Source organism: Blautia sp. KLE_1732_HM_1032, assembly GCF_025147905.1.
Taxonomy (GTDB): Bacteria; Bacillota; Clostridia; order Lachnospirales; family Lachnospiraceae; genus Blautia_A; species Blautia_A fusiformis.
Genome location: NZ_CP102266.1, coordinates 3,052,602 through 3,068,399, shown reverse-complemented (window position 1 = coordinate 3,068,399; position 15,798 = coordinate 3,052,602). Strand labels below are relative to the sequence as shown.

Annotated in this window: 15 protein-coding genes; all 15 read left to right on the top strand. The window is 49.5% G+C overall.

The genetic code is table 11. The annotated features are described in order from the left end of the window. Positions 1-359 precede the first annotated feature (359 nt). Positions 360-1,133, top strand: coding sequence for a nucleotide-binding protein (locus NQ489_RS14625; RefSeq protein ID WP_021651581.1), 774 nt, complete (start codon positions 360-362; stop codon positions 1,131-1,133). Beyond that, positions 1,130-2,434, top strand: a complete 1,305-nt coding sequence (locus NQ489_RS14620; protein WP_021651580.1) for a nitrogenase component 1 — start codon at positions 1,130-1,132, stop codon at positions 2,432-2,434. The genes NQ489_RS14625 and NQ489_RS14620 overlap by 4 nt, the downstream gene beginning before the upstream one ends. Further along, positions 2,431-3,468, top strand: a complete 1,038-nt coding sequence (locus NQ489_RS14615) for a nitrogenase component 1 (protein ID WP_021651579.1) — start codon at positions 2,431-2,433, stop codon at positions 3,466-3,468. Before NQ489_RS14620 ends, NQ489_RS14615 begins: the two co-directional genes overlap by 4 nt. Before the next feature lie 78 nt (positions 3,469-3,546). Continuing rightward, a complete protein-coding gene (gene hypF / locus NQ489_RS14610) occupies positions 3,547-5,919 on the top strand; it encodes a carbamoyltransferase HypF (protein ID WP_044961555.1) in 2,373 nt (790 codons plus the stop codon). 90 nt (positions 5,920-6,009) lie between these two features. Next, a complete protein-coding gene (locus tag NQ489_RS14605) occupies positions 6,010-6,219 on the top strand; it encodes a HypC/HybG/HupF family hydrogenase formation chaperone (protein ID WP_022426401.1) in 210 nt (69 codons plus the stop codon). Beyond that, complete coding sequence (gene hypD / locus NQ489_RS14600) at positions 6,219-7,262, top strand: hydrogenase formation protein HypD (protein ID WP_021651577.1); 1,044 nt, start codon at positions 6,219-6,221, stop codon at positions 7,260-7,262. Before NQ489_RS14605 ends, hypD begins: the two co-directional genes overlap by 1 nt. 130 nt (positions 7,263-7,392) lie before the next feature. Further along, positions 7,393-8,400 carry a hydrogenase expression/formation protein HypE gene (gene hypE, locus NQ489_RS14595; protein WP_021651575.1) on the top strand — a complete coding sequence of 336 codons (1,008 nt, stop codon included), beginning with the start codon at positions 7,393-7,395 and terminating at the stop codon, positions 8,398-8,400. A gap of 27 nt (positions 8,401-8,427) precedes the next feature. Next, positions 8,428-8,697: a TM1266 family iron-only hydrogenase system putative regulator gene (locus tag NQ489_RS14590; protein ID WP_021651574.1), complete on the top strand. Its 270-nt coding sequence runs from the start codon at positions 8,428-8,430 to the stop codon at positions 8,695-8,697. After that, positions 8,694-9,461 (top strand): nucleotide-binding protein, encoded by a 768-nt coding sequence (locus tag NQ489_RS14585; RefSeq protein WP_021651573.1) that lies wholly within the window; start codon positions 8,694-8,696, stop codon positions 9,459-9,461. The genes NQ489_RS14590 and NQ489_RS14585 overlap by 4 nt, the downstream gene beginning before the upstream one ends. After that, positions 9,455-10,798: a nitrogenase component 1 gene (locus NQ489_RS14580; RefSeq protein ID WP_021651572.1), complete on the top strand. Its 1,344-nt coding sequence runs from the start codon at positions 9,455-9,457 to the stop codon at positions 10,796-10,798. Before NQ489_RS14585 ends, NQ489_RS14580 begins: the two co-directional genes overlap by 7 nt. Further along, the gene (locus NQ489_RS14575) at positions 10,795-12,111 is read left to right on the top strand and encodes a nitrogenase component 1 (protein ID WP_021651571.1); all 1,317 of its coding nucleotides are present in this window, start codon (positions 10,795-10,797) and stop codon (positions 12,109-12,111) included. Before NQ489_RS14580 ends, NQ489_RS14575 begins: the two co-directional genes overlap by 4 nt. Before the next feature lie 180 nt (positions 12,112-12,291). Further along, positions 12,292-12,723, top strand: a complete 432-nt coding sequence (locus NQ489_RS14570; RefSeq protein WP_021651570.1) for a DMT family transporter — start codon at positions 12,292-12,294, stop codon at positions 12,721-12,723. A gap of 110 nt (positions 12,724-12,833) precedes the next feature. Continuing rightward, positions 12,834-13,661 (top strand): helix-hairpin-helix domain-containing protein, encoded by an 828-nt coding sequence (locus NQ489_RS14565; protein ID WP_227945545.1) that lies wholly within the window; start codon positions 12,834-12,836, stop codon positions 13,659-13,661. A gap of 10 nt (positions 13,662-13,671) precedes the next feature. After that, entirely contained in the window at positions 13,672-14,361 is a 690-nt protein-coding gene (locus NQ489_RS14560) for a response regulator transcription factor (RefSeq protein ID WP_015525979.1), read from the top strand. 3 nt (positions 14,362-14,364) lie between these two features. Next, a complete protein-coding gene (locus NQ489_RS14555) occupies positions 14,365-15,795 on the top strand; it encodes a sensor histidine kinase (protein ID WP_021651567.1) in 1,431 nt (476 codons plus the stop codon). The last annotated feature ends 3 nt before the right edge of the window (positions 15,796-15,798 follow it).

Here is a 15,798-nt window from a genome sequence, read left to right as displayed (position 1 = left end):
AAAGTCAGAGTTGCAATTGACTCACTAATGTACACCATTGTATAATAAAAATAGAAAAATTCAGACGGAACGAAATATTTTCTTTCTATCCGGATGAGACATTAAAACAAAATACAGCAGGAAACAGACTTTGACGGCAAGGAATATCCGAGCAGGAATCGTTGTTCATCCGGCACAGCTTAACCGAATCAGCTGCGAAGCCGTTATTCGGTTATGAACAAGCGGCAAATGCGGATCGCGAATATCCGCTTGACTTTGTTTTGTGAGCGGAATACGGGACTCTTTCACCTTGTGCGTGAAAGAGCTTTTTTTATGAAAAATACCTGCGGGAGCGGACAGAATGAATTAGGGAGGATTTTATGCTGAAGGTAGCAGTATACGGAAAGGGCGGTATCGGAAAGTCTACAGTGACGTCCAACTTGGCGGCGGCTTTTGCAGCCATGGGGAAAAGAGTGATCCAGATCGGTTGTGATCCCAAGGCGGATTCCACCATCAATCTTCTTGGGGGAGAACCTCTGCGGCCGGTAATGAATTATATGCGGGAAGAGGATGAGGAGCCGGAAAAGCTGGAGGATATTTCAAAGGAGGGGTTTGGTGGAGTCCTCTGCATTGAGACCGGCGGCCCCACGCCGGGACTTGGCTGTGCAGGCAGAGGTATCATCGCAACCTTTCAGCTTCTGGAGGATCTGAAGCTTTTTGAGACCTGGAAGCCGGATGTAGTGCTTTACGATGTTCTTGGAGATGTAGTATGCGGCGGTTTTGCGGCACCGATCCGGGAGGGCTATGCGGAAAAAGTACTCATTGTCACATCCGGAGAGAAAATGGCACTCTATGCAGCCAATAATATTTCCAGTGCTGTGCGGAATTTTGAGGATCGAAGCTATGCGAGAATCTTCGGAATCGTGCTGAATCACAGGAATGTGGAGAATGAAACGGAAAAAGTAAATGCTTTTGCAGAAAAAAATAATATCCCGATCGTGGGTGAGATCCCGAGAAGTGACGAGATCATCCGATGGGAGGATCAGGGCAAAACGGTGATCGAGGGAGATGAAAATTCTGAGATCAGTGAGAAATTTTTTGCACTGGCCAGGAAGCTATTGGAAAGTGAAGAAACGGAGAAGGAGGATATATGAAAAAGGAAGCATATTTTGCAACTGCAGAAGAATTGGCCCGGGGCGGGCTGGAAGCGATCCCTCCGCAGATGCTCTCCGGGAAGCATCTGATCTACAGCTCTCCGGCAACTCTGGCATTTAACTCTCCGGGAGCGGAGGGCTTTGGCGTAAAGCGGGCCGGGCTTGCAGTGCCGGATTCCATTATGCTGATCGTGGCACCGGGATGCTGCGGAAGAAATACTTCTCTTATCAGCTCCATGCCGGAGTACAATGATCGATTTTTTTATCTGATGATGGACGAGACGGATATTGTTACAGGCCGTCACCTGAAAAAGATCCCGAAAGCGGTAAAAGAGATCTGCGACTGCTGTGAGAAGAAGCCGTCTGTGGTGATGATCTGTATCACCTGTGTGGATGCACTTCTGGGAACGGATATGGAACGTGTCTGCCGAAAGGCAGAGGAAAAGGTGGATATTCCGGTGCGCCCCTGTTACATGTACGCACTGACACGTGAGGGCAGAAAGCCGCCTATGGTCCATGTGCGCCAGTCCTTATACTCACTCCTTGAGCCACAGAAGAAAAAGGGAAATGTGGTCAATCTTCTGGGATTTTTTTCGCCGCTGGTTGATGACTGCGAGATGTATGAGCTGCTGCAGCAGGCAGGCGTAAAGACCATCCATGAGATCTCACGATGTAAGGATTATGAAGAATATCAGACCATGTCACAGGCCAATTTTAATCTGGTGCTTCATCCGGAAGCAAGGTTTGCAGCGGAGGATTTTCATGACCGGCTGAAGATTCCTTTTATTGAGCTTCGGAGGCTCTACCAGACAGATAAGATCGAAAATCAGTATCGTGCCTTGGGACAGGTTCTTGGAGTCTCTTTTGACCAGGAAGTGTATAAAAAAGCAGCAGAAGAGGCAGTGGAGCGATTCCGGGAGGTCTGTCCGGATGCGTCCTTTGCAGTGGGGGAGTGCATGAACGGAGATCCCTTTGAGCTGGCCCTTGCCCTGGTGCGGTATGGTTTCCGGGTGCCGGAGATCTACGGAACCATCACAGCCGAGAATTTTGTATACATACGGCATCTTGCGGAATTGAGTCCGGATACAAAGGTTTTTTCCAATATGGAACCCACCATGCTGTATTACGATCCGTCCGGGAGCGGAGTGAACCTTACTATAGGAAAGGATGCAGGATATTATCACCGGGATCAGCCAAATGCCGTGTGGAATCAGGACCGGCAGCCCTATGGCTATGCGGGGGTACGCAGGCTGTTTGAAACACTGACAGAGAAAGTTTTGCAGAAGGGAGAAAAGGTATGAGAGGACTTCGGAAATATCTGACACCCTTTGCACCGGATCAGTCCGGAGCCGTGTCAGTGCTGTATGAGCTTGGCGGGATCATCGTGATCTGTGATGCAGGAGGATGTGCGGGAAATGTCTGCGGCTTTGATGAACCAAGATGGTTTGAACAGAAAAGTGCGGTATTCAGCGCAGGACTTCGGGATATGGATGCCATCCTGGGACGGGATGACCGCCTGGTTGCCAAGCTTGTGGATGCAGCAGAAAAGGTGGAGGCAGGCTTTGCAGCCATTATCGGAACACCGGTACCTGCTGTGATCGGAACGGATCATCAGGCACTGCGGCGGATGTGCGAGAAGAAAACAGGTCTTCCGGTGCTTGCAGTAAATACCAACGGAATGGAGCTTTATGATGCGGGAGAGCGGAAGGCTTATCTGGAGCTTTTTAAAGCCTTTGCCCGGGAAAAGCAGCCTGTGGAGGCTGGTAAGACAGGAGTTCTCGGAATGACACCTCAGGATGTCAGTGACCTGAAAGCAGCAGACAAGATCCGTGAAAAATTCCGTACCAGAGGACAGAGAGCAGTCTGTTATGGAATGGGAGACGGGCTTGATGAGGTAAAAAAAGCCTCCTCTGCGGAAAAAAATATCGTGGTTTCTCCTGCGGCACTGGAATGTGCCAGATATCTGGAGAAAACCTTCGGAACACCTTATGAGGTGGGATATCCTCTGGCGGAAGAGCTGGTTCCTGATATGGATTATACAGGAAAAAAGATTCTCATCGTGCAGCAGCAGGTGATGGCCGGTTCCATAAGAGAGGAGCTACGGAAACGTGGTGCGGACGGAGAGCTCACCGTGGCAAGCTGGTTTTCCATGGAAAAAGATCTCCTGGAGGAGGGCGATGTGTCATTAAGGGATGAGGAAGATTACATGGAACTGGCAGAGAAGGGCGGATATGACGTGATCTTTGCAGATCCATGTATGAAGCGGATGACAAAGGCTTTTTCAGGAGTGTTTGTGGATACAGTGCATTTTGCAGTATCCGGAAAATGCAGGTAGACCATAAGGGCAGGACATAAAGTTACATGCATGCTGCAGCCGGATCAGTGGAAACAGTTGCAGGGAATGGAGAAACATATGGAGCGGGAAATTACGAAAATGATCCGTGTTTACGGGATCGTACAGGGAGTGGGATTTCGCCCTACGGTGAGTCGTCATGCTATGGCAAGAGGAATCCGTGGCAGTGTGTCCAATAAAGGACCCTATGTGGAGATTTTTGCTCAGGGTAAGCAGCAGGATGTGGATGCCTTTATCGCAGATATCGGGAATAAGCCACCGAAGCGTGCAGCTATCCTGAAGCTTCTTGAAGAACCGGTGGAGGAGCCGGAGAAATTTACACAGTTTGATATCATCGAAAGTGAGAAGACAAAGGGGGAAATCTTTGTCTCCCCGGATATCGCGATCTGCGATGAATGTAAGGCGGAGATGTTTGACCCGGAAAACAGGCGGTATCTTCATCCCTTTATCAACTGTACCTGCTGCGGTCCGAGACTGACGATCCTGGATTCGCTTCCTTATGACCGTAAACGGACCAGTATGAAGGAATTTCCCATGTGTCCCTCCTGTGCGGATGAGTACCATAACCCGGATACCAGACGCTATGATGCCCAGCCGGTGTGCTGTAATGACTGCGGCCCTGAGGTATACTTAGCGGGAAGAGAGGAACGGGGACGGGAGGCTATCACTTATACAAGGAAGATCATTGCTTCCGGCGGGATCGTGGCCATCAAAGGGATCGGTGGTTTTCACCTTTGCTGTGATGCTACCAGTGAGGAGGCTGTACAGCGGCTGCGGCAGCGGAAACGGCGTCCGGTGAAGCCTTTTGCAGTGATGGCACAGGATATGGAAACTGTGAAGAAGATCTGTAAGGTCAGCGAGGAACAGGAGAAGATCCTTACCGGTCATCAGAAGCCGATCCTGCTGTTGGATAAGCTGCCGGGAGAAACGGGGCTTTGTGAGAGCATTGCACCCGGGAATCCCAAGGTGGGTGTCATGCTTCCCTATGCACCGGTTCAGCTGCTTCTTTTTCATTACGATGATGGGATCCGGATGCCCGGGCTTCTGGTAATGACCAGCGGAAATACTTCCGGGGCGCCGATCTGCAGAGATGATGAGGAGGCGGCAGAGGAGCTTTCCCATCTCTGTGACTGCATTCTTTCCCACAACAGGAAGATACGTATCCGGGCCGACGATTCGGTGATGGATTTCTATAAGGGTGAACCCTATATGATCCGCCGTTCCCGCGGGTATGCGCCTCTTCCGTTTATGGTCTCCACACCCTGGAAGGGCCAGGTGATCGCAGCAGGTGGAGAACTTAAGAACACCTTCTGCATTGGTGTGGATAACCGTTTTTATCCTTCCCCTTATGTGGGAGATCTGGAGGATCTTCGAACGGTAAAAGCACTGAAGGAAACGATCGGGCGGCTGGAAACACTTCTGGAGGTGCAGCCGGAGGTAGTGGTCTGTGATCTTCACCCTAAATATAATTCCACAGTGGTGGCAGAGGAGCTAGGGCTTCCGGTTCTGAGGGTGCAGCATCATTATGCACACATTTTATCCTGCATGGCAGAAAATGACTGCGAAGAAAAGGTGATAGGGGTTTCCTTTGACGGAACAGGCTATGGAACCGATGGGACCATCTGGGGCGGAGAGCTCCTGGTTGCAGACTGTCAGGGATTTACAAGGCTTGGAAGTATAGAACCCTTTGTCCAGGTTGGCGGAGATATTTCCGCAAAAGAAGGCTGGCGGATCGCCGTTTCCCTGATCTGGAAGAATATGGGAAATCTGGAAAAAACCCTGGACACTGTCCGTAAACTGGGACTTTGCACAGATCAGGAAGCAAAGGTACTGGTGACTATGGCACAGCGGAAGATCAATGCCGTGACTTCCACCAGTGCAGGAAGACTTTTTGACGGAGTCAGTGCGATCCTGGGGATCCGGAGAGCGTCCACCTTTGAGGGAGAAGCGTCCACAGCACTGGAATTTGCGGCGGAGGCCTGGAGAAAGCAGCGGGAGATGCAGAAGAAAAATCCGGAAGAAAATCTGAAGATACGGATGTCGGAAAAGGAAGACATTCCGGAAAGCACAGGCATCTCAGAAGCGTCTGAAGATGAACGAAAATTTATTTTAAATACAGGTGAGATCGTTGCATATCTGGTCCGGGCAAGGCTTGCAGGAGAGGATCCCGGGAAGCTGGCTTATGGATTTCACCGGGCACTGGCAGATGAGATCCTTGCAGCCTGTGAGGAAGCAGAGCGGCAGACCGGAATCCGGAAAGTGGCATTAAGTGGCGGTGTCTTTCAGAACCGGCTGCTTCTGGAGCTGGTAGATGACGGCCTTACGGAAATGGGGTTTAAAGTTCTGAAGCATAGCCTGATCCCGCCGAATGACGGAGGGATCGCACTGGGACAGGCGGTGTATGGGATGGCTTATGTGCAGCGGCACAGATAAATATAGACGAGATCATGCAGATACGGATCATAAATGTTTTATGATAACGCATGGAGCATACAGCAGAAATGCAGGATGGGAGGCACAGATATGTGTGTAGGATTATCAGCAAAAGTAGTAAAGATCAGTGACGGAACAGCAGTGGTGGATGCAGGCGGCGCAAAGAGAGAGGTTTCCGCCCAGCTCCTGGGAGACCTGGAGCCGGGGGATTATGTGATGGTGCATGCAGGTGTTGCCATTGCAAAGATCACCGATGATGACGAGGAAGAGACAGACCAGCTGATGGAGGAACTGCTGTGATGGAAGAGAGGAAAAAAACAGCAAGAGAGATTATAGAAGGATATCAGGGACCGCCGGTGCGGATCATGGAGGTCTGCGGAACACATACCCACGAGATCTTCCGTCTGGGAATCCGCAAGCTTCTGCCGCCGCAGGTGGAGCTGATCTCAGGACCGGGATGTCCGGTCTGTGTAACACCGGTAGGGTTTATTGACGAGGCCGTTTATCTTGCTCTGGAAAAACAGGTGACGATCTGCACATTCGGTGATCTTGTCCGCGTACCGGGAACAAAGAAAAGCCTTGCAGATGCCAGGGCAGAAGGGGCCAGGATACGGATCGTCTATTCACCGGCAGATGCAGAAAAATATGCGAAAGAGCATCCAAAAGAGCAGGTGGTATTTCTTTCCGTTGGCTTTGAGACCACCACGCCTGCCGGCTGTCTTTCCGTGAAAAAGGCCGGAGAGGACGGACTTTCCAATTATTCGCTCCTTGTGGCAAACAAGACCATGCCCCAGGCTTATCAGGCATTAAAGGGCAGTGCGGATGTGTTCCTTTATCCTGGACATGTCAATGCGATCACAGGAACTGCGCTCTGCGAGCATCTGGCAGAGGAAGGCATCAGTGGTGTGGTGGCAGGCTTTACAGCGAAGGAGCTGCTTACGGCACTGGCTGTTGCACTGGTACGTTTTCAGGAAGGAAAACCGTTCTTTGTGAATTGCTATCCCCGTGTGGTAAAAAGTGAGGGAAGCCCGGAGGCACAGAAGCTGATCGATGAACTGATGGAGCCCTGCGATTCTGAATGGCGCGGTCTGGGTGTAATCCCGGGGTCCGGGCTGGTGCTCCGGAGGGAGTGGGAAGCCTTTGATGCCAGAAAAAAATATGCAGTGCCGCCGATCCAGGGCAGGCCAAATCCGGCCTGTCGCTGTGGGGATGTGCTTCAGGGAAAATGCAGGCCATCAGATTGTAAGGTATTCGGAAAGGTCTGTACCCCGCAGCATCCGGTAGGTGCCTGTATGGTATCCAATGAAGGAGCATGTTCCGCATATTTTATGTATGGAAACTGATGTCCGCTTTAATGGACTGCGAAACATGATACATTACATATAGTACAAACGAAGGATCGTATCCGGAAGATCTGACAGGATGAAACCGATATGAAATTCCTTTGACCCAGCATAGAAAGAAGATAATATTATGGAAAATAAAACAGTGACCATGGCACACGGTGCCGGAGGCCGTCAGACCTCAGAACTGATCGATGAAGTATTCAAAGCGCATTTTGCAAACCCGGATCTCACAGCCGATGATGCGGCCGTGCTGGTTCCGCCTGCAGGAAAAATGGCAGTATCCACCGATGGATTTATTGTTTCTCCAGCATTTTTTCCGGGGGGAAATATCGGTAAGCTTTCCATCTGCGGAACCGTTAATGACCTTGCCTGTATGGGAGCAAAACCGATGTATCTTACCTGCGCTTTTGTCATTGAGGAGGGTTTTCCCATGGAGAAGCTGGAGGAGATCGCCGCAGCCATGGAAAAAACAGCAAAAGAAGCCGGAGTGCGTATTGTTTCCGGAGATACTAAGGTGGCAGGAAAAGGTCAGGTTGACGGTGTGTTTATCACAACAACCGGAATGGGTGAAATCCAGGAGGGCGTTCAGGTAGGCGGTGAGCTGGCAAAACCGGGAGATGCCATTATTGTAACCGGTGATGTGGGAAGACATGGATGCACCATCCTTCTGGCAAGAGAGGATTTCGGCATTGACGCAGATGTGACAAGTGACTGCGCACCGCTGTGGGGAGCTGTAAAAGATGTACTGGATGCCACCCATAACATTCATGTGATCCGTGATGCCACAAGAGGTGGTGTCGGAACGGTTCTTTACGAGATCGCAGGACAGAGTAACGTAGGGATCCGCCTGGATGCAGCAGCTGTTCCGGTAGCTCCGGAGGTAAAGGGTGTCTGCGGCATGCTTGGCCTGGAGCCGCTTTATCTGGCCTGTGAGGGACGAATGGTGATCATGGCGCCAAAGGAAGAGGCAGGAAGGATCGTGGAAGCACTGCGTAAATGTCCTTATTCCAGGGACGCAGCCATTATCGGTGAAGTTACGGAAGACCAGCCAGGAAAGGTTGTCATGACTACGGAGATCGGAACGCAGGCACTTCTTCCGCAGCCGGGAGGAGAGCTTCTGCCGAGGATCTGCTGATAATATCGGAAAGGAGAGTCAGATCTTATGGAGACAAGAGTGGCATTGATCTCGATCATTGTGGAAAACAATGACGTGATCGATGATATCAACCGTTTTCTTCATGAAGCGGGAAAATATATTATCGGGAGAATGGGGATCCCTTACCGGGAAAAAGGCATCAATATCATCAGTATTGCCATTGACGCACCACAGGATGTGATCAGCTCCTTATCCGGAAAGATCGGCCACCTCAGTGGAGTTTCCGCCAAAACGGCATATTCCAATGTGATCACAAAAGCGGAGGACAGAAAATGATAAAAGTTGCGGTATACGGAAAGGGCGGCATCGGAAAATCTACTACGGTTTCCAATGTGGCAGCAGCCCTTGCGGAAAAAGGAATGAAAGTGATGCAGATCGGCTGCGATCCCAAGGCAGATTCCACGATCCTTCTCAGGCATGGAAAAAAGGTTCCCACAGTGCTGGAGCTGTATAACGAAAAACGCCAGGAGCTGAAGCTTACGGATATGGTGCAGATCGGATATGGGGGTGTAGTCTGTGTGGAAGCCGGCGGTCCTGCACCGGGGCTTGGATGTGCGGGAAGAGGTATCATTACTGCTCTCGAGAAGCTTAAGGAAAACGGAGCCTATGAGACCTATAAACCGGACATTGTTTTTTATGACGTACTGGGAGATGTTGTCTGCGGTGGATTTTCCATGCCCATGCGAAAGGGGTATGCAGATAAGGTATTTATCATCACCTCAGGAGAAAACATGGCCATCCATGCAGGGGCAAATATTGCCATGGCAGTGGATAATTTCAAAAACAGAGGATATGCATCTCTTGGCGGCGTGATCCTGAACCGGCGGAACGTGCCGGGAGAGGAAGAAAAAGTCCGGGAGCTGGCAGAGGATTTTCATACGCGGGTAGTGGGAACGCTTTCCAGAAGTGAACTGGTCCTGGAAGCAGAGAATCGAGGAAAAACTCTTCTGGAAGCCTATCCGGATTGTGAGATGGCAGAGGAGTACCGGACACTGGCCGAGCAGATCCTGAGTGCATGCAGGGAGGAAGGCTCATGTTAAAAAGAGTTGGTAACAGAGAGCTTTCGGGAAAAACAGAAATATTTATAAAGGAAGCCTCTTTTCCGGTTCCCTTTCAACTGGGGCTGGAATTTAATTCACCAGTCCATGGAAACTGGAATATCGTACATACGGGAATGCTGGTACCAGAAGCAAGGCAGATCTACGTCTGTGCGGATAACTGCATGCGTGGCGTTGTGCTGACTGCCGCAGAGATGAATGCGGCAGACCGTTTTTCCTTTGTGATCGTGGAGGAAAAGGACCTTCTGGGCGGAAATCTGGAGGATGTGACCATTGAAGGAGTGACGGACATTCTGAACCGGCTGGATGAGAAGCCAAAGGCAGTATTGCTTTTTACCGTGTGTCTTCATCATTTTCTGGGAAGTGATCTGGACCGCATCTACGGAGAACTGGAAGAAAGATTTCCGGAGATCTTTTTTATGCGATGCTTTATGGATCCTGTCATGCAGAAAACAGGTCCGACTCCGGATCAGAAGCTGCGCCGTGCCATGTATGATGCAGTACCGGAGAGGAAAGCTGATCCGGAATGTGTCACAGTCCTAGGCAGTGATTTTGTTCTGGATGAGAGTGCAGATATCTGCCGGATCCTGAAAAAGAACGGAATCCGTCTCCGGGAAGCACCGGCCTGTAAGACCTGGGAGGATTATCAGAGCCTGGGAGAGGGAAGCCTGATCCTTAACTGTTATCCGGCAGGAAAATTCGGAGTACAGCAGCAGGCGGAGAGACTTGGAAGGCCGTTTTTATACCTGCCCGGAAGCTTTGACTATGAGGAGATAGAGACGCAGGAAAAGTATTTGCTGGAGCTGCTTGATCAGCAAAGTGGCGGTAAAAATGGCCTGGATATCGAAACGGAGATCCGAAAATGCGAGGAAGCTCTTTTCCATGCACACCAGATCATCGGTGACACTCCCGTAGCTGTGGATTATCTTTTTCATCCAAGACCTCTGGGACTTGCAAAGCTTCTCCTTACGCATGGATTTCAGGTACAGTCCGTTTTTCTGGACAGTATCAGCCCGGAAGAAAAAGAAGTATTTTTCTGGCTGAAGGAGAATTACCCGGAACTCATGTTGATTTCGACTGTCCGCCCGGAGATGAGAGTGCGGCCACGGCAGCATTCCGGAAAAATCCTTGCCGTCGGACAAAAAGCAGCCTGGTTTACCGGAAGCCGGAATTTTGTCAATATGGTACAGGGTGGCGGGCTCTGGGGCTTTGACGGGATCAGACGTACTGCACAGCTGATGCTGGAGGCATTTAATGAGGAAAAAGCTCCGGAGGATTTGATCGTTCGAAAGGGATGGGGGTGCGAAAGCTGCATATGAGACAGGCATATCGGATCATACCGATCTACACGGCAGACGTGTCTGGTGTCTGCTCCGCGTTGTATGAGCTTGGAGGAATGACAGTGATGCATGATCCCTCCGGCTGTAATTCTACCTATAATACCCATGATGAGATCCGGTGGTACGACCAGGACAGTCTGATCTTTATCTCAGGTCTTACGGATATCGATGCCATTATGGGAAATGATGAGAAATTTCTTCAAGATATCGAAGAGGCGGCAAAGGAGCTGAAACCGAAATTTATTGCACTTGCAAGTTCACCGATCCCCTTTATGAACGGAACAGATTTTCAGGGACTGGCCCGTGCACTTACAGCAAGGACCGAAATTCCGGTATTTTCGGTTCCGACCAGCGGCATGCACGACTATGTATACGGAGCAGGGCTGGCACTGGCGGAAATCGCAGGACATTTCACAGGAGCAGCAGAGAAAACAGGAAGGTGTTCAGAAGTACCGACGGGATCTGCGGAAAGATCTACAGAGAAGAGAAGCAGGAAATTAAATCTTCTTGGAGCAACACCCCTTGATCTTGGCCCGCAGTCTGCAGTAGATGCCATGAAAAAACGTCTGAAAAACTATGGCTGGGAGATACTTTCCACCTGGGCTATGGGGGATACGCTGGAAGCTTTGTCCCGTGCCGGTGAAGCAGCGGTAAACCTTGTGGTATCCTCTGTGGGAATCCCGGCGGCCAATGTGCTGAAAGAAAAATTCGGTACGCCATTTCTCGTGGGGACTCCTGTGGAAGGCTATGAGGGACAGATTTCAGATGCACTTGAGCGGATCGCGGATAGATCCTGTGGAGAGTGGGTAAATAAAAAGGATGACTCCGCAGAGGAAAGCGGAGGGCAGATCTTAGGGAAACAGGAGGAACTGTGGAAAGTAACTCCGGAGCAGGTAATCTATTTTCAGGGAAGGAACAGTTTGTCAGCAGTATCTGACCCTTCAGGAGAAAGCAGGGAAATGCCCGACAAAGATGAGGTATTTTTTTCCGTACCGGACATTACCATCATCGGAGAACCGGTTACCATGGGCTCCCTGGCAGCAGTCATAGAGCAGAAATACGGAAAAAAGGTTCAGCTGCTCTGTCCGCTGGAGATCACAGAGGGACTTTTGCGCAAGGGAGATGAAGCCATCTGTGGCGAGGAAGCCATGGAAGAAAAGCTGAAAACAGCCAGGATCATTGTGGCAGACCCACTCTATCGTCCGATCTGTCCGAAAACAGCCATTTTTTATGAGATGCCGCATATTGCGTTTTCCGGAAGGATATATCTCAGAAAATATTTTCCGGAATAAAGAGCGTTTCGTGATCATGTATATAAATATTATGCGGATGAGAAAACAGGGCAGCAGTGTGTATAATTGCAGGAAAATCACATAAACTAAATTATAAGAAACCGTAAAGGCGTTGCAGAAATATGCAGCGCCTTTTTCCGGCAGTAATATCGGAAATGGAGTATATATGGAGGGATTTTTATGTGGGGATTTTTGTCAGCACTGATCTCAGGTGCACTGATGAGTATTCAAGGGGTATTTAACACAAATGTAACAAAACAGACCAGTCTGTGGGTTTCAACCGGCTGGGTACAGTTTTCTGCATTTCTGGTCTGTGTGGCAGCATGGTTTTTCACAGGCAGAGAAAGTATCGGCATGCTGTGGCAGGTAGAGGCTAAATATAATTTACTCGGAGGAGTGATCGGTGCATTTATCACTATCACAGTGATCCGGAGTATGGGAAGTCTGGGGCCTGCGCGGGCGGTTATGCTTATTGTCATTTCTCAGCTTGCGGTGGCCTATCTTATAGAATTGTTGGGGATTTTCGGTGTGGAAAGAGCAGATTTTCAGTGGAGAAAGCTGTTGGGAATGCTGATCTGTATTGCAGGTGTGGTTATTTTCAAATGGAAATAGAAATAAAAGTATTGTAATATTTGTAATACTTCGTTAAAATAAGGTATGGTTTTGCATGAGTAACGGGGCACCTGCCGCCACATCGGCGGAAAGGAGTGAACCGCCTACCTATGAAAATAAGATCACATATCAGAAGTGTTCGGCTTGTTTTTTCCATATTTTTGTTACAGATCCTGGCAGGGCTGACAGGCTGTAAGGATGACAGAACAGAATTTCTGGAGAAAGAACTGGTGCAGGAAGAAAGTACGGAAGCATCCGGAATGGATGCAGAGCAGGAAGAACCGAAGGATACGGAAAGTGAAGTATCAGGGAAGGAATCCGCAGGGGCTGCGGCAGATATATCACAGAAGAAACAGAATGAGTCTGCGGAGGAACCGGCTCCGGAGGTTGAAAAACAGCTGCCGGAGATCTCAGACACCCCTCAGACCATTTATGTAGATATATGTGGAGCAGTGACCAGCCCGGGAGTCTATGAGCTTCCATATGGCAGCCGTGTTTTTCAGGCTATCGAGCAGGCCGGAGGATATCTTCCGGAAGCTGCGGCAAGCTATCTCAACCGTGCTAAGGGACTTTCCGATGGACAGCAGGTTTATGTGCCTACCCAGGCGGAGGTGGACAGCCAGCGGATCGCAGCTACCCAGGATGGATCGGAAGTCACAGCAGAAAACAGTACCGAAACGGCGAGCGGACAGAAATCCGCCGGAGAGGATTCCGGTGAAGCCGAGACTGCATCTTCCACAGAGCAGAAGATCGATCTGAACACCGCTGATGTATCCCAGCTTACTACTCTCACAGGTGTAGGGGAGTCCAAGGCCCTGGCGATCATCGCTTACAGGGAAGAGAACGGTCCCTTTACTTCAGCAGAGGATATCATGAATGTACCAGGTATCAAAGAAGGAACCTATGAGAAGATAAAGGATAAAATAGCAATAAAGTAAGGAGCGCTAAATGAGCAGGAAAGTATTGGTAGTAGATGATGAGAAACTGATTGTCAAGGGACTTCGCTTCAGTCTGGAGCAGGACGGAATGGAAGTGGACTGTGCCTATGACGGAGAGGAAGCACTGGAAAAAGCAAAAGCAGGAGAGTACGATATCATCCTTCTTGACCTGATGCTTCCAAAAATGGACGGTCTTGAGGTATGCCAGCAGATCCGTGAATTTTCCAATGTTCCGATCATCATGCTTACAGCAAAAGGAGAAGATATGGATAAGATCCTGGGTCTGGAATACGGAGCTGATGATTATGTCACCAAGCCTTTCAATATCCTGGAAGTCAAAGCCCGCATCAAGGCGATCATCCGCCGTGCAGGCAGCAAACAGGACAAGCAGGAGAAGGCCAAGACTGTGGAAGTCGGAGAACTGAAGCTGGACTGCGAAGGACGCCGCGTATTTATCTCCGGAAAAGAGATCAACCTCACAGCCAAGGAATTTGATGTGCTGGAGCTGCTGGTATTCAATCCGAACAAGGTATACAGCAGAGAAAATCTTCTGAATATCGTATGGGGCTATGAATATCCGGGAGATGTCCGTACCGTAGATGTACATATCCGCCGCCTGAGAGAAAAGATCGAGGCCAATCCCAGTGAGCCGAAATATGTACACACCAAATGGGGTGTGGGCTACTATTTCCAGGCATAACCTGTGAAGTTCAAAAAGAACGGCAAATTTTTCAAAAGTCTCCGCTTTCGTATTCTGATCATCCTGATCATACTGGGAATCGTACCGAGTGTCATCGTAACGGAAATGGTCATTGCCAACTATGAAGATCGTGCCATTGCCAACCGTGTGCAGAGCATGGAGAACATCTGTGACATCATGTGCGACCTGCTGATCAAGGAGAATTATCTGAATGACACCAGCTCTCAGACGGTGAACAGCAAGCTGGAATTACTGTCCAACAGCTATGGTGGCAGGATTCTCATTGTAGACAGGGATTTCAGGATCATCAAGGATACCTATGGCGTGGATGAGGGCAGGACTCTGGTTTCCCAGAAAGTATTGAACTGTTTTAAAGGAGAAGATGCCTACCAATATGACTCTGACAGCCAGAAGCTGATCCTGGCAGTTCCGGTAAAAAGTCCGGATGTAAAACAGGTGCAGGGTGCCATGATGATCATGGCATCTTCCAGTGAGGTGACAGCAACCATCCATGAACTGGAGCAGAAAGGGATTCTGATCATCGGTATCATTGTAGTGCTGGCCATTTTTCTGGGATATATTCTTTCCACGATCCTGGTGAAGCCATTTGCCAGGGTAACGAAAGCAATCGAGGACCTTACAGACGGATATCAGAATGAGGAGATCTCGGTACCGGATTATACAGAGACAGCTTTGATCACAGATGCATTTAACAAGATGCTTTCCAGAATGAAGACGTTGGATGAATCCAGACAGGAGTTTGTATCCAATGTGTCTCATGAGCTGAAGACACCTATGACTTCAATGAAGGTTCTGGCGGATTCGCTGGTAGGACAGCAGGGGGTTCCGGAGGAACTGTATCAGGAATTTCTTTCTGATATCACAGAAGAGATTGACAGAGAGAACAAGATCATCACCGATCTGCTCTCCCTGGTAAAAATGGACAAAAAAGCAGCAGATATGAATATCCGTAATATGAATATCAATGAGCTGCTGGAGAATATTCTGAAGCGTCTCCGTCCTATTGCAGATCAGAGAAGGATTGACCTGATCCTGGATTCGTTCCGACCGGTAACGGCAGATGTGGATGAGGTGAAATTTACCCTTGCCATCAGTAACCTGGTCGAAAATGGTATCAAATACAATGTAGATGAGGGATGGGTCCGCGTAACACTGGATGCGGATCATAAGGATTTCTATGTGACGGTTGCAGATTCCGGCCTGGGAATACCGGAAGATTCCATTGAACGGATCTTTGAGCGTTTTTATCGTGTGGATAAATCCCATTCCAGAGAGATCGGCGGAACCGGTCTTGGACTTGCTATTACAAGAAGTTCTATAGCCATGCATCATGGGATCATCAAGGTATCCAGCAAAGAGGGCGAGGGAACCACATTTACCGTGAAGATCCCGCTGTCCTATATCCCGTCCTAGGAG

Coding starts and splice junctions, on each gene's coding strand:
- NQ489_RS14625 (WP_021651581.1), top strand. CDS start 360: ATGCTGAAGGTAGCAGTATACGGAAAGGGCGGTATCGGAAAGTCTACA.
- NQ489_RS14620 (WP_021651580.1), top strand. CDS start 1,130: ATGAAAAAGGAAGCATATTTTGCAACTGCAGAAGAATTGGCCCGGGGC.
- NQ489_RS14615 (WP_021651579.1), top strand. CDS start 2,431: ATGAGAGGACTTCGGAAATATCTGACACCCTTTGCACCGGATCAGTCC.
- hypF (WP_044961555.1), top strand. CDS start 3,547: ATGGAGCGGGAAATTACGAAAATGATCCGTGTTTACGGGATCGTACAG.
- NQ489_RS14605 (WP_022426401.1), top strand. CDS start 6,010: ATGTGTGTAGGATTATCAGCAAAAGTAGTAAAGATCAGTGACGGAACA.
- hypD (WP_021651577.1), top strand. CDS start 6,219: ATGGAAGAGAGGAAAAAAACAGCAAGAGAGATTATAGAAGGATATCAG.
- hypE (WP_021651575.1), top strand. CDS start 7,393: ATGGAAAATAAAACAGTGACCATGGCACACGGTGCCGGAGGCCGTCAG.
- NQ489_RS14590 (WP_021651574.1), top strand. CDS start 8,428: ATGGAGACAAGAGTGGCATTGATCTCGATCATTGTGGAAAACAATGAC.
- NQ489_RS14585 (WP_021651573.1), top strand. CDS start 8,694: ATGATAAAAGTTGCGGTATACGGAAAGGGCGGCATCGGAAAATCTACT.
- NQ489_RS14580 (WP_021651572.1), top strand. CDS start 9,455: ATGTTAAAAAGAGTTGGTAACAGAGAGCTTTCGGGAAAAACAGAAATA.
- NQ489_RS14575 (WP_021651571.1), top strand. CDS start 10,795: ATGAGACAGGCATATCGGATCATACCGATCTACACGGCAGACGTGTCT.
- NQ489_RS14570 (WP_021651570.1), top strand. CDS start 12,292: ATGTGGGGATTTTTGTCAGCACTGATCTCAGGTGCACTGATGAGTATT.
- NQ489_RS14565 (WP_227945545.1), top strand. CDS start 12,834: ATGAAAATAAGATCACATATCAGAAGTGTTCGGCTTGTTTTTTCCATA.
- NQ489_RS14560 (WP_015525979.1), top strand. CDS start 13,672: ATGAGCAGGAAAGTATTGGTAGTAGATGATGAGAAACTGATTGTCAAG.